This window comes from Thermostichus sp. MS-CIW-23, assembly GCF_054059455.1.
Genome location: NZ_JBSSCC010000003.1, coordinates 111,008 through 131,476 on the forward strand (window position 1 = coordinate 111,008; position 20,469 = coordinate 131,476).

16 protein-coding genes, 1 tRNA gene and 1 CRISPR repeat array are annotated in these 20,469 nt (G+C 56.8%); of the genes, 12 read left to right on the forward strand and 5 right to left on the reverse strand.

Features of this window, described 5'->3' with window-relative positions:
* Nucleotides 1–36: 36 nt before the first annotated feature.
* Nucleotides 37–756 (forward strand): photosystem II biogenesis protein Psp29, encoded by a 720-nt coding sequence (gene psb29 / locus ACVW0B_RS02290; RefSeq protein ID WP_041436186.1) that lies wholly within the window; start codon nucleotides 37–39, stop codon nucleotides 754–756.
* Nucleotides 757–765: 9 nt separating this feature from the next.
* Here the strand turns inward: psb29 and ACVW0B_RS02295 are convergent, their stop codons facing one another.
* A complete protein-coding gene (locus ACVW0B_RS02295) occupies nucleotides 766–1,470 on the reverse strand; it encodes an esterase/lipase family protein (protein ID WP_011432154.1) in 705 nt (234 codons plus the stop codon).
* Between the two features lie 3 nt (nucleotides 1,471–1,473).
* On the reverse strand, nucleotides 1,474–1,998 hold the full coding sequence (locus ACVW0B_RS02300; RefSeq protein WP_457490843.1) for a GNAT family N-acetyltransferase: 525 nt from the start codon (nucleotides 1,996–1,998) through the stop codon (nucleotides 1,474–1,476).
* 79 nt (nucleotides 1,999–2,077) lie between these two features.
* A CRISPR array of direct repeats spans nucleotides 2,078–3,446; the repeat unit is 36 nt; unit sequence GTTTCCAATTTCTAGGGATCCCCCCGAAGGGGGAAC.
* A gap of 355 nt (nucleotides 3,447–3,801) precedes the next feature.
* On the opposite strand from ACVW0B_RS02300, the gene ACVW0B_RS02305 reads away from it, so the two are divergent.
* Both ACVW0B_RS02305 and ACVW0B_RS02310 read left to right on the forward strand, forming a co-directional pair.
* The gene (locus ACVW0B_RS02305) at nucleotides 3,802–4,866 is read left to right on the forward strand and encodes a polyamine ABC transporter substrate-binding protein (RefSeq protein ID WP_148202683.1); all 1,065 of its coding nucleotides are present in this window, start codon (nucleotides 3,802–3,804) and stop codon (nucleotides 4,864–4,866) included.
* Between the two features lie 89 nt (nucleotides 4,867–4,955).
* Nucleotides 4,956–5,099 (forward strand): chlorophyll a/b-binding protein, encoded by a 144-nt coding sequence (locus ACVW0B_RS02310; protein WP_041436191.1) that lies wholly within the window; start codon nucleotides 4,956–4,958, stop codon nucleotides 5,097–5,099.
* Between the two features lie 169 nt (nucleotides 5,100–5,268).
* Here the strand turns inward: ACVW0B_RS02310 and ACVW0B_RS02315 are convergent, their stop codons facing one another.
* Complete coding sequence (locus tag ACVW0B_RS02315; protein ID WP_457490844.1) at nucleotides 5,269–9,831, reverse strand: response regulator; 4,563 nt, start codon at nucleotides 9,829–9,831, stop codon at nucleotides 5,269–5,271.
* A 522-nt stretch (nucleotides 9,832–10,353) separates the two neighbouring features.
* Here ACVW0B_RS02315 and ACVW0B_RS02320 point away from each other — a divergent pair.
* From ACVW0B_RS02320 to ACVW0B_RS02330, 3 genes are all read left to right on the forward strand, one after another.
* Nucleotides 10,354–10,731: a hypothetical protein gene (locus ACVW0B_RS02320; protein WP_457490845.1), complete on the forward strand. Its 378-nt coding sequence runs from the start codon at nucleotides 10,354–10,356 to the stop codon at nucleotides 10,729–10,731.
* A gap of 204 nt (nucleotides 10,732–10,935) precedes the next feature.
* The gene (locus ACVW0B_RS02325; RefSeq protein ID WP_457490846.1) at nucleotides 10,936–11,379 is read left to right on the forward strand and encodes a hypothetical protein; all 444 of its coding nucleotides are present in this window, start codon (nucleotides 10,936–10,938) and stop codon (nucleotides 11,377–11,379) included.
* Between the two features lie 263 nt (nucleotides 11,380–11,642).
* Nucleotides 11,643–12,047, forward strand: coding sequence for a hypothetical protein (locus ACVW0B_RS02330; RefSeq protein WP_457490847.1), 405 nt, complete (start codon nucleotides 11,643–11,645; stop codon nucleotides 12,045–12,047).
* 54 nt (nucleotides 12,048–12,101) lie between these two features.
* On the opposite strand, the gene ACVW0B_RS02335 is transcribed toward ACVW0B_RS02330, so the two are convergent.
* Nucleotides 12,102–12,184: transfer RNA gene (locus tag ACVW0B_RS02335), tRNA-Leu, on the reverse strand.
* Nucleotides 12,185–12,308: 124 nt separating this feature from the next.
* On the opposite strand from ACVW0B_RS02335, the gene tgt reads away from it, so the two are divergent.
* The 5 genes from tgt (at nucleotide 12,309) to ACVW0B_RS02360 (ending at nucleotide 16,603) form a co-directional block, all read left to right on the forward strand.
* On the forward strand, nucleotides 12,309–13,406 hold the full coding sequence (gene tgt / locus ACVW0B_RS02340) for a tRNA guanosine(34) transglycosylase Tgt (RefSeq protein ID WP_457490848.1): 1,098 nt from the start codon (nucleotides 12,309–12,311) through the stop codon (nucleotides 13,404–13,406).
* A gap of 120 nt (nucleotides 13,407–13,526) precedes the next feature.
* Complete coding sequence (locus ACVW0B_RS02345; RefSeq protein WP_457490849.1) at nucleotides 13,527–14,138, forward strand: hypothetical protein; 612 nt, start codon at nucleotides 13,527–13,529, stop codon at nucleotides 14,136–14,138.
* A 196-nt stretch (nucleotides 14,139–14,334) separates the two neighbouring features.
* Nucleotides 14,335–14,952, forward strand: a complete 618-nt coding sequence (locus ACVW0B_RS02350; RefSeq protein WP_457490850.1) for a hypothetical protein — start codon at nucleotides 14,335–14,337, stop codon at nucleotides 14,950–14,952.
* A gap of 82 nt (nucleotides 14,953–15,034) precedes the next feature.
* Complete coding sequence (locus ACVW0B_RS02355) at nucleotides 15,035–16,300, forward strand: hypothetical protein (protein WP_457490851.1); 1,266 nt, start codon at nucleotides 15,035–15,037, stop codon at nucleotides 16,298–16,300.
* Between the two features lie 6 nt (nucleotides 16,301–16,306).
* Complete coding sequence (locus ACVW0B_RS02360; RefSeq protein ID WP_457490852.1) at nucleotides 16,307–16,603, forward strand: hypothetical protein; 297 nt, start codon at nucleotides 16,307–16,309, stop codon at nucleotides 16,601–16,603.
* A 22-nt stretch (nucleotides 16,604–16,625) separates the two neighbouring features.
* On the opposite strand, the gene ACVW0B_RS02365 is transcribed toward ACVW0B_RS02360, so the two are convergent.
* Nucleotides 16,626–17,285 (reverse strand): SDR family oxidoreductase, encoded by a 660-nt coding sequence (locus tag ACVW0B_RS02365; RefSeq protein ID WP_457490853.1) that lies wholly within the window; start codon nucleotides 17,283–17,285, stop codon nucleotides 16,626–16,628.
* A gap of 155 nt (nucleotides 17,286–17,440) precedes the next feature.
* On the opposite strand from ACVW0B_RS02365, the gene pruA reads away from it, so the two are divergent.
* Complete coding sequence (gene pruA, locus ACVW0B_RS02370; RefSeq protein ID WP_457490854.1) at nucleotides 17,441–20,431, forward strand: L-glutamate gamma-semialdehyde dehydrogenase; 2,991 nt, start codon at nucleotides 17,441–17,443, stop codon at nucleotides 20,429–20,431.
* Nucleotides 20,432–20,469: the final 38 nt, after the last annotated feature.

Below are 20,469 nucleotides of genomic sequence, written 5' to 3' on the forward strand. Positions count from 1 at the left end.
CAGAGAAGCCATCCTCAAGCTCATTTTTGTCTGCCTGTGAATCCTGTTCGCACCCTCTCCGCCACCAAAGCGGCCTTTTTCAGCGCCTACCCTCGCCCGATCAACGCCGTCTATCGCCGGGTGGTGGAGGAGTTGTTGGTGGAGCTGCACCTGACCACCGTCAACAGCACCTTCGTCTACGATCCGTTTTTTGCCTTGGGGCTGGTCACCCTCTACGACGGGCTGATGGAAGCCTATCACCCCCCTGAGCAGCGAGAAGCCATTTTCAACGCCCTCTGTAAGGCTCTGCACCTCAAGCCGGAGGTGTTGCGCAAGAATGCCCGCGATCTGCTGGAGTTGATGGGAAGCGGGGATCCCCGTCAAAGACTTGATCTCCTCTGTCTCAAGCCAGAGGCGGAAGATGTGGGTGGGTTGAAAGCCATTTTGGAGCGCATGACTCAGCCGCCCTACGCCTACAGCCGGGTCTTAGCTGTTGGCCTTTACACAGCCTATGAAGTTGTGGCCAAGTCCCTTTACGAAGAACCAGAAGAACGCACCCGCCGCTTTTTGGAGAATGTGGTGAGCAAGCTGCCCTTTTCAACAGAGCGGGTGAGAAAAGATCTGGAGCTCTATCGCAGCAGTTTGGATCGCATGAAGCAGGCGCGGGCTGTGGTCGAGGAGATGGTAAAAGCCGCCCGGCGTCAGCAGGAACGCCGCCAATCGGCCGCCTCTTTGCCCGAGACTTCCCTCGGCGACCCAAGCAAGCCTGGCAGCTAAACCCCGGCCCTAAGCCAGATACTGAGCCCAAGTTTCCACCACCTCGGGGGATCCATACCAGCGCCGTCCACCCCGACCGGAATGGTAGCAGTTGGGCAGAGTGAGGTTAACAGCCCCCTGCAGGTGGGCAGCCTCGATGGGGGTAATGCCATCGCCCCACAATTCCCCCTGTCCAGCCGTGAGCCAATAGCTGTTGTAGGCCAGCCAAGCCAGATAATGCTCCTGTCGCCACAGGGATCCCAGACTCAACCTCTGCCCCTGGATGACCCTGCCCGCCACGCACACATATTTGACCTCGGGCCAAAAGGCCCCCGGATAGTGGGTGTTGACAAAGTCCAAATTGCGCTTCGTCCAGCGCTCCCGGCTGGTGTGGGGGGATCCCAAGCTAATCAGCGCAGCGACCTGCTCCCGCCCCTGCCACACCTGTCCCCCATAGGGCACGGATCCCAGGTAGATGCGGGCAATCCAGCCGCCGGCGGAGTGGGCCACCAGGTTAACTCGGTCAACCCCAAACTCAGCGCAGGTCTTTTGGATGGTCTCTCGAAGGGCCCACAGGATGGGAGTGACAGGCCTTCCCCCCAGCGTGGGAAACCAACTGCGCACCTGCAACGGCACCACCCGTGCCGCATAGCCGCGGGCTTCCAGCTCTTGGCGCAGGGGCTCATACTCCGACGCACCCGCCAGATAACCGGGCAAAATCACCACAGGGGCCATACGCTAGCGGGGATACCAGAACATGCCTTTGATCCCCTCAGGGTCGGCGGTGAAGCCCAGCCGTTCGTAAAAGCTGACCACTCCCTGATCGGCAAAAAGGGTGATGTTGCTGATGTCTCGGGCGCGCAGCTCGTGGATCACCTTTTCCATCAGCCGCTTGCCCAGACCCCTACCCTGGAAATCGGGATGAACCACCACATCCCAAATGGTGGCATTGAAAGCGTGGTCGGACGTTGCCCGGGCAAAGCCGATGAGGCGACGGTAGCTGCCCCGCTGCTGCCACATCGACACCACCAAAAAGCTGTGCTGCAGGGCTTTTCTCACCTTGTGAATGGGGCGACGCGACCACCCCACCGCATCGCAGAGCTCCTCTAGCTCGTACAGATCCAAGTTGGGATCCAAGCTGAAGAGGATTGTCTCCCCTCGTACCACCACCGTTTCCTGGTGACGGTCGGCCCTAGCTGTTTGCGCCGGCTCTTTGGTTGTAGCAGCTCCTGCTGACCCGAACAGGCCCTTCCAAAAACTCATGTGAATCGCTGCCGAGTGAAAGCTCACCCCTACTTTGGGTGAGCGTGTCCTCAGTATAGCCAGGATCGGTGGCGGAATTGTTTCCAATTTCTAGGGATCCCCCCGAAGGGGGAACGGCAAGCTTGCTTCTACACGATCCGGCACTTGCAATGGTTTCCAATTTCTAGGGATCCCCCCGAAGGGGGAACAAACTCATAGTCCGCACTTTCGGTGGACGTGAGTATTGTTTCCAATTTCTAGGGATCCCCCCGAAGGGGGAACATTCCATGTTGTTGAGGTTACCTGTAAAGGTGGCCCTAAGTGTTTCCAATTTCTAGGGATCCCCCCGAAGGGGGAACGGTCGTAATTCCGTACGACCCATACTGGATCCTGGTAGAAGTTTCCAATTTCTAGGGATCCCCCCGAAGGGGGAACCGTCCAGAAGAAAGCCCAAGCTGCTTGGGGATTGATGTTTCCAATTTCTAGGGATCCCCCCGAAGGGGGAACTCGTTCTACGTTCCCGAGGCTGAAGATTAAGATCAAGTTTCCAATTTCTAGGGATCCCCCCGAAGGGGGAACAACCCGGAGAAAGTCCGGGAATTGCTAGATCGTTTAGATGTTTCCAATTTCTAGGGATCCCCCCGAAGGGGGAACTGGTTATATATTATACGACTGACTCTATACTCCTGCTGTTTCCAATTTCTAGGGATCCCCCCGAAGGGGGAACGTTAAATTGGAGTCTTTGGGAAGACTTCTCAATGAAGTGTTTCCAATTTCTAGGGATCCCCCCGAAGGGGGAACTTTCCCAGGTCGATAACACCTGGGGCTTTGCAACATTCTGTTTCCAATTTCTAGGGATCCCCCCGAAGGGGGAACTTTCCCAGGTCGATAACACCTGGGGCTTTGCAACATTCTGTTTCCAATTTCTAGGGATCCCCCCGAAGGGGGAACTTGAAATGTCCAAAACTTACAGCAAGTCCGACTTGATCAAGTTTCCAATTTCTAGGGATCCCCCCGAAGGGGGAACTCTACCGCTACGCCTATAACATTCCCGGTTCGAAGAAGTTTCCAATTTCTAGGGATCCCCCCGAAGGGGGAACCTTTAAAGGCCTGTAGAGGCATGTATAGCCCTATAGGGGTTTCCAATTTCTAGGGATCCCCCCGAAGGGGGAACACGTATTGTATAAAATCCCCCCGGTGATACGGATTATAGTTTCCAATTTCTAGGGATCCCCCCGAAGGGGGAACATCTTAAATTCACTAAGAGCGAGGAGGGAAGAATGTAAGAGTTTCCAATTTCTAGGGATCCCCCCGAAGGGGGAACATTCCAGGTAAAGTACACTATGAGACCCCGCACCTCAGTTTCCAATTTCTAGGGATCCCCCCGAAGGGGGAACTCTACTCTCAAAAGGGAGGAGTTTGCTATGGAACCTGTTTCCAATTTCTAGGGATCCCCCCGAAGGGGGAACCCACCCCTATTAAACCCAAGCAGGGCAAGGAATGCAAGACCCATTTGCGAGGGATCCGGAAAAAAGTCGGCAAAAAGAGCTGCGGCGAGGGGGTTTTGGGGCTGGAAAGCCTTGTGGCGCAAGGCATCGAGGGATCCGACGAAAGAATCGGCCTTTGCGGCTTTTGGCGGATCGCTCGCGGAGGCGTTGATACCGTTTGGGTGTTGTCTTGGAAACAAGGGTGAGTACCCGAGCCTCAACCGGAGTTTGCGGGGCTTGGCGATTGCCCAAGGCGTGCCCCCTAGCCGCGGGTGTAGCCGGCTGGGGGATGAAAGCAGATACGATGTTTTCAACTTTTCACAGTCGGAGAAATCTCATGAAAAAGTGGATTGCCTCGGCTACAACCCTACTCTGCTGTGTGCTTGTCCTGGTTCTGTTTTGGCCCCACGTTACCTCTGCCCAGAGGCAGACCCTCAATCTCTACATCTGGTCAGAATACATCGATCCCGACATCCTCACCGCCTTTGAAAAAGCCACCAATAGCCGCGTGCTGGTCAGCGTGTACGAATCCAACGAAGACATGGTGGCCAAACTGCGGGGGGGAGGCACCAGCCAGTACGACATTGTTGTTCCCACCGACTACATTGTGCCCAACATGTTGGAGCTGGGACTGCTGCAGCCTCTCAACAAAGAATTGATCCCCAACCTAAGCAACCTGGGCGAAAAATTTGTCGGCCTGCCCTTTGATCCAGAAAACACCTACACCGCCGCCTATCAGTGGGGCACCACCGGCATTGGCTACCGCAAAGACCGCCTGCCCGAAAACTTTGAACGCTCTTGGGGATTGATTTTCGACCCGCAGCAGCAGTATGGCCCCTTTGTGATGATCGACGAGATGCGCTCCATGATCGGCGCTGCTGCCGTTTACCTGGGCTTCGATATGAACACCACCGTTCGCTCCGAACTGCAGCAGATCCAGCAGCTTTTGATCGACACCAAGCGCCGCAGTGCCGGCCTAATTGGGGGCGTGGGGGGCAAAAACCAACTGGTTTCTGGAACGGCCAATGTAGCCATCGTCTACAGCGGCGATGCCCTGCAAGCTGCCGAAGAAAACCCCAACATCGGCTATTTTGTCCCCCGCGAGGGTGCCCACATTTGGCTGGATGTAATGGCCATTCCCGCCCAGGCCCCCAACCCTGAGCTGGCCAATCGCTTCATCAATTTCATCCTGGATGCTGAAGTCGGCGCTCAACTGAGCAACCACAACCGCTTCGCCACCCCCAACGCTGCAGCTCTGCCCATGATCAACCCAGAAGATCGGCAAAACCCGGCCATCTACCCTGACGAAGAGGCCCTTGCCAAACTCACCTACCTCAAAGTGCTGTCAGGGGAAGAGCTGCGCCTCATCGACGCCCTCTGGACAACCGTGAAAAGCAGCTAGGGATCCCTTGTTAGCTCTCGACATAAAACTTGACACTTTTTAATATCTGAGTCACATTAAAGATGTCACCCGTTGATGGAGCTAGAACCATGGAAAACCAAGAAGCTAAGTTTGGCTTTACCACCTTCGCCGAAAAATGGAATGGCCGTTTGGCAATGTTGGGCTTTGTGATCGGCGTTGCGACCGAGTTGCTGACCGGCCAAGGGATCCTCTCTCAAATCGGCCTGATGTAATCCCAGTAGACCCAAGACACTGCTGTAGATCTTTACAGGCCTGGCTGCGGCCAGGCTTTTGCATCGCTTCCGAATGCAACAGGCATGAAAATTTCTGCTGCATTGCTTCCTGACTCCCCTCTCTCTGGGAGAGGGGGTGGCCGCGGAAGCGGCGCCGAGCCTTTGGAATCTATCCTTCCAGATCTCGCAAGTACTGGCGGATATCACCCAAGATGCGTTCTAGGTCTTCTGGGGCCTGCAGAGCCCGTGCCCATTCTAGGTCATGACCACCTTGGGATCCCTGCTGGGCCAGCGCTACCCCCAAGTGCTCCAGCTCGCGGACCACTTGGCAAAAAGCGTTGGCTCCCACGTTGGAGCTGGCTCCTTTGAGGCGATGGGCGATCCGCCGCATTCCTTCTGCATTGCAACCGGCAATGGCTTGGCGCAGTTGCGGAAGCTGGGTTTCGCAATCTTGGATGAACACCTGCAATAGCTCTCGCTGAAACCCCCGGTCCCCGCCGGAAACCTGATCCAGATAGGCAGAGTCGATGGGATAGGGCAAGGTGGGAGAAGAGGGATCCCGGCTCTCAGCGGGGGAAGCTGGAGAGGCTGCTTCAGAAGCGGCTTGGTTGGAGGATCCCCCTGCAGACTGAGCAATCAGCTGGCTCCAGTGGTTGAGCAACCTTTGCAAATCTTCCTTCAGCACCGGCTTGCTGAGATAGTCGTCCATACCTGCCTGCAGGCAACGCTCCCTATCCTCCTGCATGGCGTTGGCCGTGATGGCAATCACCACTGTGCGGTGGCCGGATCTCCGTTCCTGTTGGCGTAGGCGGCGGGTGGCCTCGTAGCCGTCCATCACCGGCATTTGGCAATCCATGAGAATAAGGTCATATCTGACCTGCTGCAGGAGATCCAATACCTCCTGACCATTGGCCACCACATCGGCCTTGTAGCCCAAACTCTCGAGCTGGCGCAAAGCCACCTTTTGGTTGACGGGGTTATCCTCTGCCAGCAAAATGCGCAGGGAATGCTGGGGTCGGTCGGCCATAGGCGTCGTCTGAGAGAGAGGGGGGCCAATGCCCAAAAGAGAGGTGGAGAGGCCAGAAGATTTCCCCAGGGCCATGACCAGAGCTTCCTGCAGACGGCTTTGTTTTACCGGCTTAACCAAGTAGGCGGCAAAGCCGATTTCGGCAGCGCGGCGGGAGTGCTCCCCCAGTCCCAGGGAGGTCATCATCACCAGTTGCGTCTCGGCCAGTTGCGGATCTGCCTTGATCCAGCGGCCCAAGGTCTCCCCATCCACCTCTGGCATTTGCATATCCAAAACGGCCAGGGGGAAGGGTCTGCCTTCCCGAACGGCTTGGCGCAGTTTGTCCATAGCCTGATAGGCATTTTCGGCCTCTTCCACCACCATTCCCCAAGCCGTGGCCTGGCAGCGCAGGATCTTGCGATTGGTGGCATTGTCGTCCACCACCAACAGCCGCTTGCCCTGCAGATCCACCGGGACACGAGCAGAAGGCTGGGCAAGCTGCTGGACGTAGGGCTGCCGCTCCAGAGTCAGCTCGACGCTGAAGGTGCTGCCCTGTCCCTCCTGGCTTTGCAACGAGATGGTTCCTCCCATCAGTTCTGTCAGTTGTTTGCAGATGGCCAAGCCCAGTCCCGTACCTCCGTATTTGCGGGTAGTAGAGGCATCCACCTGGCTAAACGGTTGAAACAGCTTGCTCTGCGCCGCCGCCGGGATCCCGATTCCGGTATCTCTCACCGAGAGCCTGAGGTGGACATGGGTAGCGGTTTCTTGCAGCACCTCTGCTTGGATCACCACCTCCCCCTGGTGGGTAAATTTAATGGCATTGCTCACCAAGTTGTTGAGGATTTGCCGTAGTCGCGAAGCATCTCCCCGCAGGTAGCGCGGCACTTCCGGTGGCATGAGCACCGCCAGCTCCAATCCCTTGGCGTGGGCAGTGGGGGCAAACAGATCCGCCACCTCTTCCAGACACGAGCGGAGATCGAAATCCAGGATCTCCAGCTCCATTTCCCCGGCCTCCAATTTGGAGAAGTCCAGGATGTCGTTGATGAGGGTGAGCAGCGCATCGCCGCTGACGCGGATGGTCTCTACAAAGTCCCGCTGTTCTGCATTGAGGGGGGTCTCCAGCAGCAGGCCCGTCATCCCCAGTACCGCGTTCATGGGGGTGCGGATCTCGTGGCTCATGGTGGCCAAGAAGCTGCTCTTGGCCTGGGCAGCCTGCTCTGCTGCTTTGCGGGCTTGTTCCAGCTCGAGGCCGCGCTTTCTCTCCCGCTCCAAAAGGGCTGCCTGGGTGAGGGCAATGCCAATTTGGTTGGCCAACTGCGACAGCAGCTCCATCTCAAACGGCTGCCACTGACGCGGGCCAGAGCACTGGTGGGCCAGCAACAACCCCCACAACTGCTGCTCCAAAAACAGCGGCACCACCAAGTTGGCCCTGACCTGCACTTTTTGCAGCAGCTCTAGGTAACAAGGCTTCAGTCCTTCACTTTCCACATCGCTAACAACGCGAACGCGGCCCTGGCTGTAGAGCTGGGCGTACTTTTCCTGAAAACAGGGATCCTCGATCACCTCTCCTGCCAGCGAGGGGATCCCTGGCTGAGTTTTCTCGTTGGAGATGATCCCAGAACCATCCGGCTGGAAGCGGTAGACCAAGACTCGGTCGGCTTTGAGCAGAGCCTGGATCTCTGCCACTGCAGTTTCTAAAATCTCGGCAATATCCAGTGACTCGCGGATCTTGAGGCTGAGATTCGCCAGCAACTGAGCCCGGCGGTTTTGCCGCTCCAATTCTTCTGCCGCTTTCTTCTGCTCGGTAATGTTGCGGAAGATGCCCCGCGTAGCCACCATTACCCCATCTTCAAAGCGGCAGTTGACATTGCCCTCCAACCAAACAGTTTCACCAGTGGCCGTGAGGAAAGCTGTCTCTACCCTCTCCAGTTTCTCCCCTGCTAGAAGCTTCTGGAAAAGAGCCTGGCAGTGCTCTCGGCAGTCGGGATGGAGAATGTCGAAGAGGGTCATTTGATAAACTTGAGCTTCGTCATAGCCCAAGGTCTCTTTCCAAGCGCGGTTGACATATAAAAAGTGCCCTTCAGCATCCACGCTCTGGATGAGGTCGCTGGCATTTTCAAAGAGATCCCGGTAGCGCTCTTCGCTTTCTTTCAAGGCCAGCTCCGCCAGCTTGCGGTCGGTGATGTCGATGCCGGTGCCCATGACAAACTCCACCTCGCCGGCAGCGTTGATTAGGGCGGTGTTAGACCAAGAAATAAGCCGCAGTGCCCCTTGCTTGGTGCGCCAAAAATTCTCATGGCGATTCAAAAAGAGGGAATGATTGCCCTTGAGCTGTTCAAAAGCTTGCTTCACACCAGGCACATCTTCCGGCGGGATCAAACCCAAATCCCACAGCAGCCGGCCCTTGACTTCTGCCAGCGAGTAGCCAGAGAGCTGCTCAGCAGCGCGGTTGAAGCGCAGGATACGCCCTTCTGGATCCATGACCACCACCAGCGCCCCTGCCGTATCGATAACCGCGTTGGTAAAATCCCGCTCTTGCTTGAGGGATCGTTCTGCCTCTTCTCGCTCGGCAGTCTCCCGGCGGATGAGGAAGTAAACCGAGGCCAAAACCAGGTAAGTAAAAATGAGCCCGCCAAAAGCAATGAGATTGGTTCTAACCCAGGTTAACTGCAGTTCCTGATTGCGTTGCTCCAGAAGGCGATTCTCCTCCTGCTGCAGCACCCGAATCAACTCGACAATTTGCTCCATTAACCTTGGCCCTTCGCTGCTTTCTAGAGCTTCCTGAACGGCAGGTAGCCCCTCTTGCTCCCTCAGTTGCTCCAACAGCAGCTCCAGCAGCAGCTCTAGGCGCTTCAGGCGCTCTTGCTGCAGGGGGTTGTCAGCAGTGAGCTCTTTCAACAAGCGCAGATGGGTGGAGGTGGCTTCAAGGCTGGCTTGGTACTCACTGAGATAGCGAGGATTATTGGTCAGAAGATAACCATATTGACCGGCTTCGGCGGCGCGGGTTTCCGCCAGCAATCCCTCCAAGCTTTGGATTGCTTTCAGAGTGTGGGCCACTCGTTCTGTAAGCTGCGGCAGTTGAGAGGCATTCCGCTGAGCTGAGTAGGTGATCCCGCCCAAAAGCAAGGCAGCCAGGCCAAAACCGGCGGTAACTTTGAGGAGAAAGCGGTTTTTGCGGGCAGGTTTAGTATCCCCCGACTTAGGCAGCAGAGGCGTCTGAGCCAGTTCCCTCAAAGTACGGCGCAGCTCCAGTTGGGCCACCACCTGATGGGCCAGGGCTTGTAATTGCTCCAGTTGTTCTGGGGTCAGGTGCCGAGGCTGATAATCGACAACGCAAAGCGTGCCCAGGGCCTGCCCTTCTGGAGTTACCAAGGGAATGCCAGCGTAAAAGCGAATGTGGGGCTCTTGAGCGACAAACGGGTTATCGGCAAAGCGGGGATCCTGAGTGGCATCGGGCACCACCAGCGGCTCTTTAGGCGACAAGATGGCGTGGGCGCAGAAGGCCACATCCCGTGGGGTCTCCTGCACATCGACGCCGAATTTGGCTTTAAACCACTGGCGGTGTTCGTCGATAAGGCTGACCAGAGCAATGGGCGTGCCGCAGATGTGGGCAGCCAGCCGCACGAGTTCGTCAAAGCTGTTCTCAGGAGCGGTGTCCAAAATCTGATACTGCCGCAGGGCAGCCAGCCGCTGCTCTTCGTTGGGAGGGAGGGGGGCCTTAGGCATAGGTCAAACTAAGCGGAGAGGAAGGGTTCCGATCCACCGATCTCGGAGGTCGATAGTCTCAAGGTAAAAGAGGTAACCCCAGCATAACTTCCAAGCCTCTCCACCGGAAGCTACAGGGATCCCTTTCCCCAAGGTAGGATCGAGAACCAAACAGGGTTCTGCTGTGCTCTGGGGACAGCTCCGGTGCAATTTGTATTTTGGGAATATCGGGTGACACCTCTCCAAGCCCTGCGTTTCTTGTCGTTAGACTGCTAGTCATCGAACTTTATCAAACTATCTATTTATTAAGTTTTAGTTAACCCTTGCGTGGGATTGTAAGGGACTAGCTTCAGTCTCTGCACAGATTCTCAAGACAAGTGAGGTTCGTCAGCATTTGCCGGTCAATCTCCGTGGGGATTGCCGAACTAGAGCCTTTGACAAGAGGCTAACCGTGCGTGTATACTATCCTGCAGCTTAAAGTCAGTCTGAGATTGCTAAAGCATCTCTCTGTTCCTGTTACTGTCCCGCAGGGAGGCAGGTTCCGTGAAAAAAGTTCAAGAGAGCTTGGTTGCTGCCCTGACCACTGATGGAGCTTTGGGGATTGCTTTGGGAGATTGGAAGAGCGGCATGTGTCTGGGGTTCAAGGGGCCAGACACCCCTGACTTTCCAGAGCGAAACTTGGAGCTGGCAGTAGCTGGCATGACCGAGGTGATTCGGTCTAAGATGCGAGTTCTGGAGTCTGTGAACATCAAGGAGGATGTGGAGGAGATTCTTATTGTTCTCAAGACCCAGTACCACCTTGTTCGCTTGGTTAAGTCTGTGCAGGGCTTGTTCTTTTATCTTGCTATGGATCGGGAGAAGGGAAACCTAGCTCTTGCTCGCATCAAGCTAGACCAAGTTGCCGAGCAGCTAGTCATCTAGTATCACATTGGCGATAGCCAGATATTGACGCCACTCCAGTTGGGGATATTGGGCAGAGCCTAGCGGGGGGTTCTGCCTCTTTAGCTTGAGCCGCCTTGCCGAGCAGGTTCTCTTCCTTGCCTAGCTTCTTTTCTCTCCCAGTGAGGAGGGAGTTAGAATTAGAATGTACGTCGGTAAATTAAAGAATACTGCTGACTTGAAGATATGTTTGATACAATGCTGGCGAGCAAGCTGCAGGAAAGAGGGATATTTATGCCAAAGTTGGAGGAGATTCTCCTCGAGGCCCTTGCCATGGAAGGAGCGCTGGGGGTCGCTCTAGGAGATTGGAGAAGTGGTGCATGTCTGGGACTTAAGTCTGCAGGTAACCCTGATTTTCCTGAACGCAATCTACCACTTGCCATAGTCGGCAATGCAGAAGTAGTCCGTGCCAAACTCAAGGTTGCAGAGGCTCTGAACGAGCGGATACAGGAGCTCGTTTTCACTTCCCAAAAGCAGTATCACCTAATTCGCTTGGCGAATAGCCGTGGCTTGTTTATCTTCCTAGCCTTGGATAAACAAAAGGGAAACTTAGCCTTGGCCCGCATAAAGTTAGCGCAGCTTGCAGAGCAGGTGGGCCAGTTGCCGCTCACAAACCCAAGACTCATCTAGAAGCTTATTTCCTTCTCCGATGGGGTAGTCGTTGGGGCCTTCGGGATCCAGCACCAGCAAAGCAAAGTTCTCAGGGGTAGGAGCGTTCGGGGCCTAGACTCGCCAAGATGCTTGAAGGTCTGGGGTTTCTTGACCGGGAATTGCTTTATCTTTAGCTTGCTAATTCTTTGTAAATTCTTTATGAACTCTCCCTCGCTTAACGTGCTTAGCTTAAGCTAAGCTTCGGCAGGCCTTCTTAGGAAACTTTCTGTGGTGCGGGGATCATGGTGGGGGGAATTATGCAAAGAGTAGAGGAAGCGCTAGATGAGAGCTTTGCCCTTGACGGGGTATTGGGGGTAGCCCTTGGAGACTGGAGAAATGGAACCTGCCTGAGATCTAAGTTTCGTACGAACGTCACTGGTTTTTCTCAACGTGAACTAGAGTTGATAGTATCGGGTAATGCAGAGTTAATTCGAAACAAAACTAAACAATTCTCAAGAACCCAAGAAAAACTAGAAGAACTGTTTCTTGTCTATGAACAATTCTTCTGTGTCGTTCGATTAGTTAACACCATAACCGGCCTGTTCTTCTGTCTTGTTTTGGAACGACAGGAAGCCAACTTGGCTCATGCTCGCCTGAAGTTCTCTCAAATCACTTCTGCGATAGAACTTCCTGAGGTAGAAGGTTGAAACGTAAAACCAGCGCCTTGTTCATAAGTTCGATTTACTGTGAAGATCCAGTAGTGCGGAACCGGGGACTTGAACCCCGATGGCATTGCTGCCACTAGAACCTGAATCTAGCGCGTCTACCATTCCGCCAGTTCCGCGGTGATCTACAAGTGTGCCCAAAGCAGGGGATCCCTGTCAAGGCTGGCAAAAGGGATCCCTTGCCGGCGGCTCTATCTGTGCTAAGCTCTGCTGCGCACAAGATTAAAGCCGATAACGCTGACCTTGGCCGACTTTACCTTCACCTGCGAGGGCACCTGCCCCCATACCCAAGCGCGGGCAGGATACTTCGTCACCCCCCACGGTGGGATCCCAACCCCTTGCTTTATGCCGGTGGGAACTTTGGCCAACGTGAAAACCCTCACCCCGGCCCAGCTCAAGGAGACAGGTGCCCACATCATCCTCAGCAACACCTATCATCTCCACCTGCAACCTGGCGAAAGCATCATTCAAGCGGCAGGGGGGCTACACCGCTTTATGGGCTGGTCGGGCCCCATCCTTACCGATTCAGGGGGCTTCCAGGTCTTCAGCCTCAGCGCCATTCGCCAAATCAACGAGGAGGGAGTGACGTTCCGCTCTCCTCTCGATGGCCGCATCATTCACTTCACCCCAGAGCTATCCATCCAGATTCAAAACGCCCTGGGGGCCGACATCATCATGGCCTTCGACGAGTGCCCGCCCTACCCTGCCAGCCCTGAGGCGGTGGCGGCAGCAGTGCGGCGAACCACCCAATGGCTGAAGCGCTGCGTGGAAGCCCATCGCCGCTCGGATCAGGCTTTGTTTGGCATTGTGCAGGGGGGAGTTTACCCGGAGCTGCGCCGACAAGCAGCGGAGGCAGTCTGTCGGCTGGATCTGCCGGGCTATGCCATTGGCGGGGTGAGTGTGGGGGAGCCGGTCGAGTTTATGCACGCCGTTGTGCGGCAAACAGCCCCTCTACTGCCGGCAGATCGCCCCCGTTATCTCATGGGGGTGGGCACCTATGCCGAGATGCGGGCTGCTGTGGCCGCCGGAGTGGATTTGTTTGACTGCGTGATCCCCACCCGCTATGCCCGCCATGGCACGGTGATCAGCCGGGGCAAACGCTGGAACATCAAAAATGCCGAGCATCGCCGCAGCCTGGATCCCATCGATCCCGATTGCCCCTGCTACACCTGCCGCCACTTTAGCCGCGCCTACTTGTGCCACCTCATCCGCGCCCAGGAGATCCTGGGCTATACCCTGCTTTCTATCCACAACATCACGGAGCTGATGCGCTACACCCAAAAGATGCGCCAGGCCATCTTGGAAGGCAAGTTTCACGAGAACTGGGATCCCTGGAGCTAAGCCGGCCGGGAGATTTGTCTGGAAGCATCTGATCCATTTTGGTAGAATAAGTACATGGGATAGTACGTGCATGTACGTGCATTTAAGCTATCCCATGTAGCCGCAGGAAGGAGTCAGATCATGGCTATCCGAACCCTCAGCAGCGTGATTGAACAGCACATCGCCGGCCTTCCGGGCTTGATTGCTGTTTTGATAGGGCGGGCCACTGATGGTACCACAGTAGCCAAAGTAACCTACGTCAGCGATTCCCAAGAGGAGCAAGCCCTAGAACGTTTGGGCACCTACGCCGGCGACCTAGTCCAGGCCAACAGTCGTCTATGCCAGCTTGTCAGCTCTGACCAAGAGGCGGACTACCTTTTGGCCGGCACTTCGGCGTTGCGGGTTGTCATCAAAGCGTTTCCCAAAAGCCCCTACTTTGTGTTACTCCTGACCCGTTCCATCACCGACCTCAGAGCCATTTCAGAGCGCATCAAAGCCATTCTGATTGACGGAAAGCCGCTACTGCCCCCTGTGCAGGACAGCACTATGTCTGTGGCTCAGGCTTTGATGGACTATGCCAAGCGCTACGCTCCGGATCCCAACTTTGTGGCTCTGCGCCTGTCTTTGAAAACGGGCCTAGACCGCAACCGCCTTGAAAAAGGCACCCTGACCCGACAGGAGCTGCGCATTCTTTACAAAGCGGTAGCAGATCTTTTGGGCCGAGAGCGTCTGCCTATTGCCATGCCGGCCTGAGTAGTTCAAAATAGCTAGCAAGCTTTGTCCAGGGGTAGTTGCTACACCTGGAAGGCTTTTTTAGGTTTACTTTAAGTTTATTTGCTCGCGCTTAAACCCTTTCATCTCGACTGCGACCGCAGGCTCGTCTCTTGAAGGCTGAGTTTGGGGGACGGGCAATCTCTTGCAATCTCAATCTCTATCTGGAGGCAAACTGGTGACCATACGTACCCTTATCAGTGTGGTTGAGCAGCACATTGCCGGTCTTCCGGGCTTGATCGCAGCTTTGGTGGGGCGAGTAACCGATGGCGTTGCAGTGGCTAGGGTTGCGTATACCAACGATGTGCAGGAGGAAATCTCTCTGGAACAGTTGGGCAACTACGCGGCTGACTTGATACAAGCCAACAATCGCCTCTGCCAGTCGGCAAGCGCTGACCAAGAGGGGGACTACCTTTTGGCAGGTACTTCGGCGTTGCGGGTTGTCATCAAAGCGTTTCCCAGAAGCCCCTACTTTGTCTTGTTTCTTACCCGCTCCACCACCGACCTTAAGGCGATTTCAGAGCGTATCAAAGCCATCCTAATTGATGGAAAACCATTGTTACCCCCCTTTCAGGACACCACCACATCCACTACTCAGGCTTTGGTGAGCTATGCCAGGCGCTACGCTCCGGATCCCAACTTTGTGGCCATGCGCCTGTCTTTGAAAACAGGTCTAGACCGCAACCGCCTTGAAAAAGGCACCCTGACCCGGCAGGAGTTGCGCATTCTCTACAAAAGGCAGTGGCCGATCTTTTGGGCCGAGAGCGTCTGCCTATTGCCATGCCGGTTTGAGTAGTCGAGAATAGCTGGCGAGGTTTGTCTGAGGGCAGTTGCTGCGCTTGTGGGATCCCCTATTGTTTATCTGAGTTCACTTGCCTATGCTTGAGCATCTACATCTCGACCGCGACCGTAAGCTCATCTCCCTGTTTGGAGAGCCGGTTATCTTCCACTGCCATCACTACAACCTATTCCTGCAGCAGACTATTGAAGATCCCGACTGGATCGATGGAGTAGGGATCCTGCGCACGGCAGCCCAGGAGATCTTTTACAGTCTTCTGTACGGAGCTTTCAAGGCTCTTGGCATTCAGGAGACCCAAGAGCGCCTGGCAGTGGCAGCTCAGATCTTCAGTTTTTTGGGATTTGGGCGGCTGGCGTTTGAGGTGACACCTTCAGGCGGGGAAGTGCAGCTGACCCATTCTCACTATGCAGAAGGTTGGCTGAGCAAGTACGGGGATCAGGTCAACCGCACACGTCCCATTGACCACTTGGCGGTGGGCTATGTGGCGGCAGCTCTGGATGCCACGTTTGGCGAGCTGGGAAGCTACGGGGCAGAAGAAACGGAGTGTATGGCCGTTACGCGCAAGGATCACTGCGTGATCCAGGCCACTCGGCTGCCGCGGCCCCAGTTGTTGACTCCCAGTCCAGGGATGGGCAAGTTGATCGAGCAGCCGCTCCAGTTCCCCCGGCCCACAACAGCAGTGGACTACGATGCGGTCAACGAAGCTCTGTGGGGCTTGCCTTTGGCCGGAGATGATCAGGGGCAGATTCGCGCCTTTAACGTGTTGCTAACGCGCATGCCTGCCAACTACTACAACCGCATTCAATATCGCTTTTTACAGGAGCTGAAGGCAGTGCAGGCTGAGCTGATGGGGGTGGGGGAAGCTCTTATCCGCGAGTCGGGGCATGTCTGTGTGTTCTACACCTTCGGCAACATCATGGAATCGGTGGAGTGGGAAACCCTGGTGGGGCCGATGCTGGAGAAGGACACGGACTGGATCCACGGCGGCTATGCGGTGGCCAGCAGTCTGGGGTGGGGTCGCTGGCAGGCTTTGGAGGTGGTGAGCGGCGAGTCTTGCCGGGTGGCCATTGACGGCAACTACGAAGCCAACTACTTTTTGGCTTCCTACCCACGGGCAGAGGATCCCGCCTGCTATTTTGCTCAAGGGGCGGTGCCGGCGATAATGAATCTGGTCTACAACGGCAACATTCAGCAGAAGCCGGTTTTGGATCAAGTCTTCTACAACCGCCTCTTCCAGCGGGGTGGGCTCTTCCACGGCCAGGAGACCAAGGCCAGAGAGAAGGGGGATCCCTGGTGCGAGTTCTACGCCGCTCGCGTCAGCGGGACGGAGTCCTTGCGGATGTAGGGATCCATGCAGGTGCGTATCCTCAGGCGGCGGGAGTGTGGAGCAGGGTGGGCCACCGACCTGCTGCTGCCGCGCTGCCTTGCCTGGTCGGAGGTAGAGGCTCTGGCCCAGGAATGGGGAGCCGCTTGTCGCTGTTTTCAAGGGCAACTGGTGTGGCTGGATCTGCCCTCAGGCCGGATTACGGCTTCGTTGCGGGTGCCCCGCCTGACGTTGCGACTCCACGATGCTAACGCTGAGGCGCGGATCCTAGATCGCTTGCAGCAGTTGGCGAAGTCTGCTGATTCCAAGGCAGAGGAGAGTTGAGGGCAAGCCTGGCGCGAACATCCTATCCTGCCATGGCAAAGAGGGCGCTCCAGTCGCGGTTGGGAACGCCGGGCTTGGCGATGATCTCAAGGATGCGATTTTGGGCGGCGGGCTGGAATAAACTTTCGACGGCCACTTGGGCTACTTTCGTGCGGGGGATGCTGCCGTCAAAGAGGGTATCCGCCTTGGACAGGACAATACCGTCGTTATTATCCTGATTTTTCAGGCCCCCCGGTCGAACGATGGTGTAGGTGAGGCCGCTTTTTTGCAGATATTCTTCCGCCCGTTTTTTCCACACCAGGATCAGCCAAAACAAGTTGAGGGGATGGAACAGCTGGGAAACACACAGGGAAGAGATTAAAACAAAGTGTTGGATCCCTTTGGCTTTGGCCACATCGACCAGGTTCTTGGTGCCTTCATAGTCGACTCGGTAGGGCTGAAAGGGATCCCAACTGGGCCTGGCCCCGGTGGCACAGAGCACCACTGTGCATCCTTCCATGCCTGTCTCCAGCGTGGCCGGATCCAGCACATCCCCCACCACCACTTCCGCTTCGGGGGGCAGAACCCGTGCGGCCAGCTCGCGGCTGCGCACCAGCGCCCGCACTCGGATGCCGCGGCCCACCAACTCTTTGACAATGCGGCGCCCGGTTTCTCCCGTAGCCCCTGCAACAAAAGCCTGCATAAGTTTCTCCTGCAAAGCTGCCTATACCCGGCGTAGCTGTTCGAGGATTTGCGGTGGCCCCATCTGCCATTATCTTCCCAAAATCGGCCTCAGGTTCCATCCTTTCCATGACAGGATGGTAGGGATCCTGCGCCCCAGTTCACCCAGTTCATCAGATGGTTGCCCAAGCTGCTCCTACCGCCTACGAGGCTCAAACCCAAGCTCTTGCCCAATCTCTGTTCGCCTCTCTTTCGGGAGAGAAGAGATCCCTGCTGGCCCAGTGGCGGGATCAACTGCGCTGGGAGGACAAGCTGCTGGCCTGGGCGATGGAGAACCCCCACTTGCGCACCCAGTTGTTCCGCTTGATTGATGTCTTGCCCAGCTTGAAAAGCAAGGCTGAGGTGGCCCGCCATTTGCAGGAGTATCTCTTGGATCCGGCAGTAGAGTTGCCGGGGATGCTGAAGAGCCTGCTCAACTTTGCAGACCCCGACTCCCTGCCAGGGCAGTTGGCTGCCACCACCCTAACCGCTGCCGTGGAAGCCTTGGCCCGTCGATACATTGCCGGAGAAACCCTGCAGCAAGTCAGCAAAACTCTGGAAGCTCTGCACCGGCAGGGTATGGCTTTCACGCTGGATTTGCTGGGGGAAGCCGTCATCACCGAAGTGGAAGCCCAATCCTATCTGGATCGCTATCTGCAGGTGATGGAGCATTTGGCAAAGATGGTCAAAACCTGGCCACAACCGCAGCCGGTGCCGCAAGTGTCGGTAAAGCTGACAGCCTTCTATTCCCAGTTCGATCCCATCGATCCCCTGGGGGCCAAAGCCAAAGTGGGGGAACGGATTCGCATCCTGTTGCGCCGGGCAGAAGCTCTGGGAGTCGGGATCCATTTCGACATGGAGCAGTACCGCTACAAATCCCTCACCCTGGCCATTTTGCAGGAGCTGCTGCTGGAGCCGGAGTTCCGAGGCCGCACCGACGTTGGCCTGACGCTGCAGGCCTACCTGCGGGATAGCTACACCGATCTGCAAAACCTGATCGCCTGGGCCGAAGAGCGGGGATCCCCGGTGACGGTGCGCTTGGTCAAGGGGGCCTACTGGGATCAAGAGACCATCCTGGCGGCGCAAAAGCACTGGCCACAGCCGGTTTACAACAGCAAGTCTGCTACCGACGCCAACTTCGAGCGCATGACCCAGCTTTTGTTGGAGCACCACACCCATCTCCGCGCTGCCATTGCCAGCCACAATGTGCGCTCTCAGGCCAAAGCCATTGCCATCGCCCAAGCGCTGGGGATCCCCCAGTCTGCTTTTGAACTGCAGGTGCTCTACGGCATGGCCGATCCCCTGGCCAAGGCCTTGGTGCAGAAGGGACAGCGGGTGCGGGTGTACTGCCCCTACGGGGAGCTGCTGCCGGGTATGGCCTACCTGATCCGGCGTTTGCTGGAAAACACCGCCAACACCTCTTTTCTGCGGCAAAGCGTTCAGGGTTACACCCCCGAGCAACTGTTGGCCCCACCGGTCTTGGAGGAGGGATCCGTTTTCCAAGCTCCTTCTCTCTCCTTTGCCGCCGCTCCCGATACGGATTTCAGCCAGCCCCAGCAGCGGGATCCCTTTTTTCAGGCATTGGACGAGATCCGGCCTCAACTGGGTCAGAGGGTTCAGCCCTGGATTGCCGGAGAATATCGCCCCACTCGACAAGCCATGCTCTCCCTCAACCCTGCGGATCCCCAACAGGTGGTGGCGGAAATTGGGTTGACCGAGCCGGAACAGGTGGAGCAAGCCTTGGCAGCGGCCCAGGCCAGCTTTCCCATCTGGAGACGCACCCCCGTTGCCGTGAGGGCGGGGATCCTGCGACGGGTGGCGGAGCAAATCGAAGCCCAGCGGGCGGAGCTGGCTGCCTGGATGGTGCTGGAGGTGGGCAAGCCCATTGCCCAGGCCGATGGGGAAGTTTCCGAGGCCATCGATTTTTGCCGCTACTACGCCCAACAGATGGAGGCTCTGGAGCGGGGACGGGAGTGCAACCTGCCCGGCGAAACCAACCATTACCACTACCAGCCCCGCGGTGTGGCGGTGGTGATCGCCCCCTGGAACTTCCCCCTCTCCATCCCCTGTGGCATGACAGCGGCGGCTTTGGTGGCCGGAAACTGCGTGCTCCTCAAACCGGCGGAGCAATCTTCGCTGATCGCCGCCAAACTGGCGGAGTTTATCCTCAAGGCCCTTGCCGAAGCTGGGATCCCGGAGGGTGTCTTTCAATTCCTGCCGGGGGTGGGCGAAGCCATTGGCCCCCTGTTGGTTCAAGACCGGCGGGTGCACCTGATTGCCTTCACCGGATCCCAGGCGGTGGGTTGCCAGATCCTCGCCCAAGCCGCGCAACTGCAGCCGGGCCAGCACCACATCAAACGGGTCATTGCCGAGATGGGGGGCAAAAACGCCATCCTCATCGACGAAAGCGCCGACCTGGATCAGGCGGTCAAAGGAGTGGTCAACTCCGCCTTTGGCTACAGTGGCCAGAAATGCTCCGCCTGCTCGCGGGTGATCGTTTTGCAGTCCATTCACGACCTGTTCTTGGGGCGGCTCATCGAGGCGGTGCGCTCTTTAAATGTGGGGGATCCAGCCCACCCCAGCACCCAAGTTGGCCCGGTCATCGATGCAGAGGCCCAAGCTCGCCTGCAACAGGCCATTCAATCGGCTAAGGCTGATGCCCGCCTCGACCTCAGCCTGCCCGTGCCGGAAAAAGGCTACTTCGTCGGCCCCACTGTGTTCAGCCAGGTGGATCCCCAGTCAGAGCTGGCGCAGCGGGAGCTGTTTGGCCCGGTTTTGGCGGTGATCTCAGCGCCGGACTTTTCTTCTGCTCTGCAGATGGCCAATGCCACCCCCTACGCCCTCACCGGCGGTCTCTACAGCCGCACCCCTTCCCACATTCAACAGGCTCGCCAGGACTTTGCCGTCGGCAACCTCTACATCAACCGCGAGATCACCGGGGCGTTGGTGGAGCGGCAGCCCTTCGGCGGCTTCAAGCTCTCCGGCGTGGGATCCAAAGCCGGTGGCCCCGACTACCTGCTGCAATTTTTAGAGCCGCGCACCGTAACCGAAAACACGCAACGGCAGGGCTTTGCTGATACATTTACGCTGAACACTGCTGAACATCACTGTTCAACTATGCAGCGATAGCATTCTGTTTGTTTCCAACCAGAATGGCGGTATCCCGC

Excerpts from the sequence above, each read along its gene's own strand:
- ACVW0B_RS02325 (WP_457490846.1), top strand. The coding sequence starts at position 10,936 with ATGTTTGATACAATGCTGGCGAGCAAGCTGCAGGAAAGAGGGATATTT.
- pruA (WP_457490854.1), top strand. The coding sequence starts at position 17,441 with ATGGTTGCCCAAGCTGCTCCTACCGCCTACGAGGCTCAAACCCAAGCT.
- ACVW0B_RS02310 (WP_041436191.1), top strand. The coding sequence starts at position 4,956 with ATGGAAAACCAAGAAGCTAAGTTTGGCTTTACCACCTTCGCCGAAAAA.
- ACVW0B_RS02355 (WP_457490851.1), top strand. The coding sequence starts at position 15,035 with ATGCTTGAGCATCTACATCTCGACCGCGACCGTAAGCTCATCTCCCTG.
- ACVW0B_RS02300 (WP_457490843.1), bottom strand. The coding sequence starts at position 1,998 with ATGAGTTTTTGGAAGGGCCTGTTCGGGTCAGCAGGAGCTGCTACAACC.
- ACVW0B_RS02315 (WP_457490844.1), bottom strand. The coding sequence starts at position 9,831 with ATGCCTAAGGCCCCCCTCCCTCCCAACGAAGAGCAGCGGCTGGCTGCC.
- ACVW0B_RS02330 (WP_457490847.1), top strand. The coding sequence starts at position 11,643 with ATGGTGGGGGGAATTATGCAAAGAGTAGAGGAAGCGCTAGATGAGAGC.
- ACVW0B_RS02295 (WP_011432154.1), bottom strand. The coding sequence starts at position 1,470 with ATGGCCCCTGTGGTGATTTTGCCCGGTTATCTGGCGGGTGCGTCGGAG.
- ACVW0B_RS02305 (WP_148202683.1), top strand. The coding sequence starts at position 3,802 with ATGAAAAAGTGGATTGCCTCGGCTACAACCCTACTCTGCTGTGTGCTT.
- ACVW0B_RS02360 (WP_457490852.1), top strand. The coding sequence starts at position 16,307 with ATGCAGGTGCGTATCCTCAGGCGGCGGGAGTGTGGAGCAGGGTGGGCC.
- ACVW0B_RS02345 (WP_457490849.1), top strand. The coding sequence starts at position 13,527 with ATGGCTATCCGAACCCTCAGCAGCGTGATTGAACAGCACATCGCCGGC.
- ACVW0B_RS02365 (WP_457490853.1), bottom strand. The coding sequence starts at position 17,285 with ATGCAGGCTTTTGTTGCAGGGGCTACGGGAGAAACCGGGCGCCGCATT.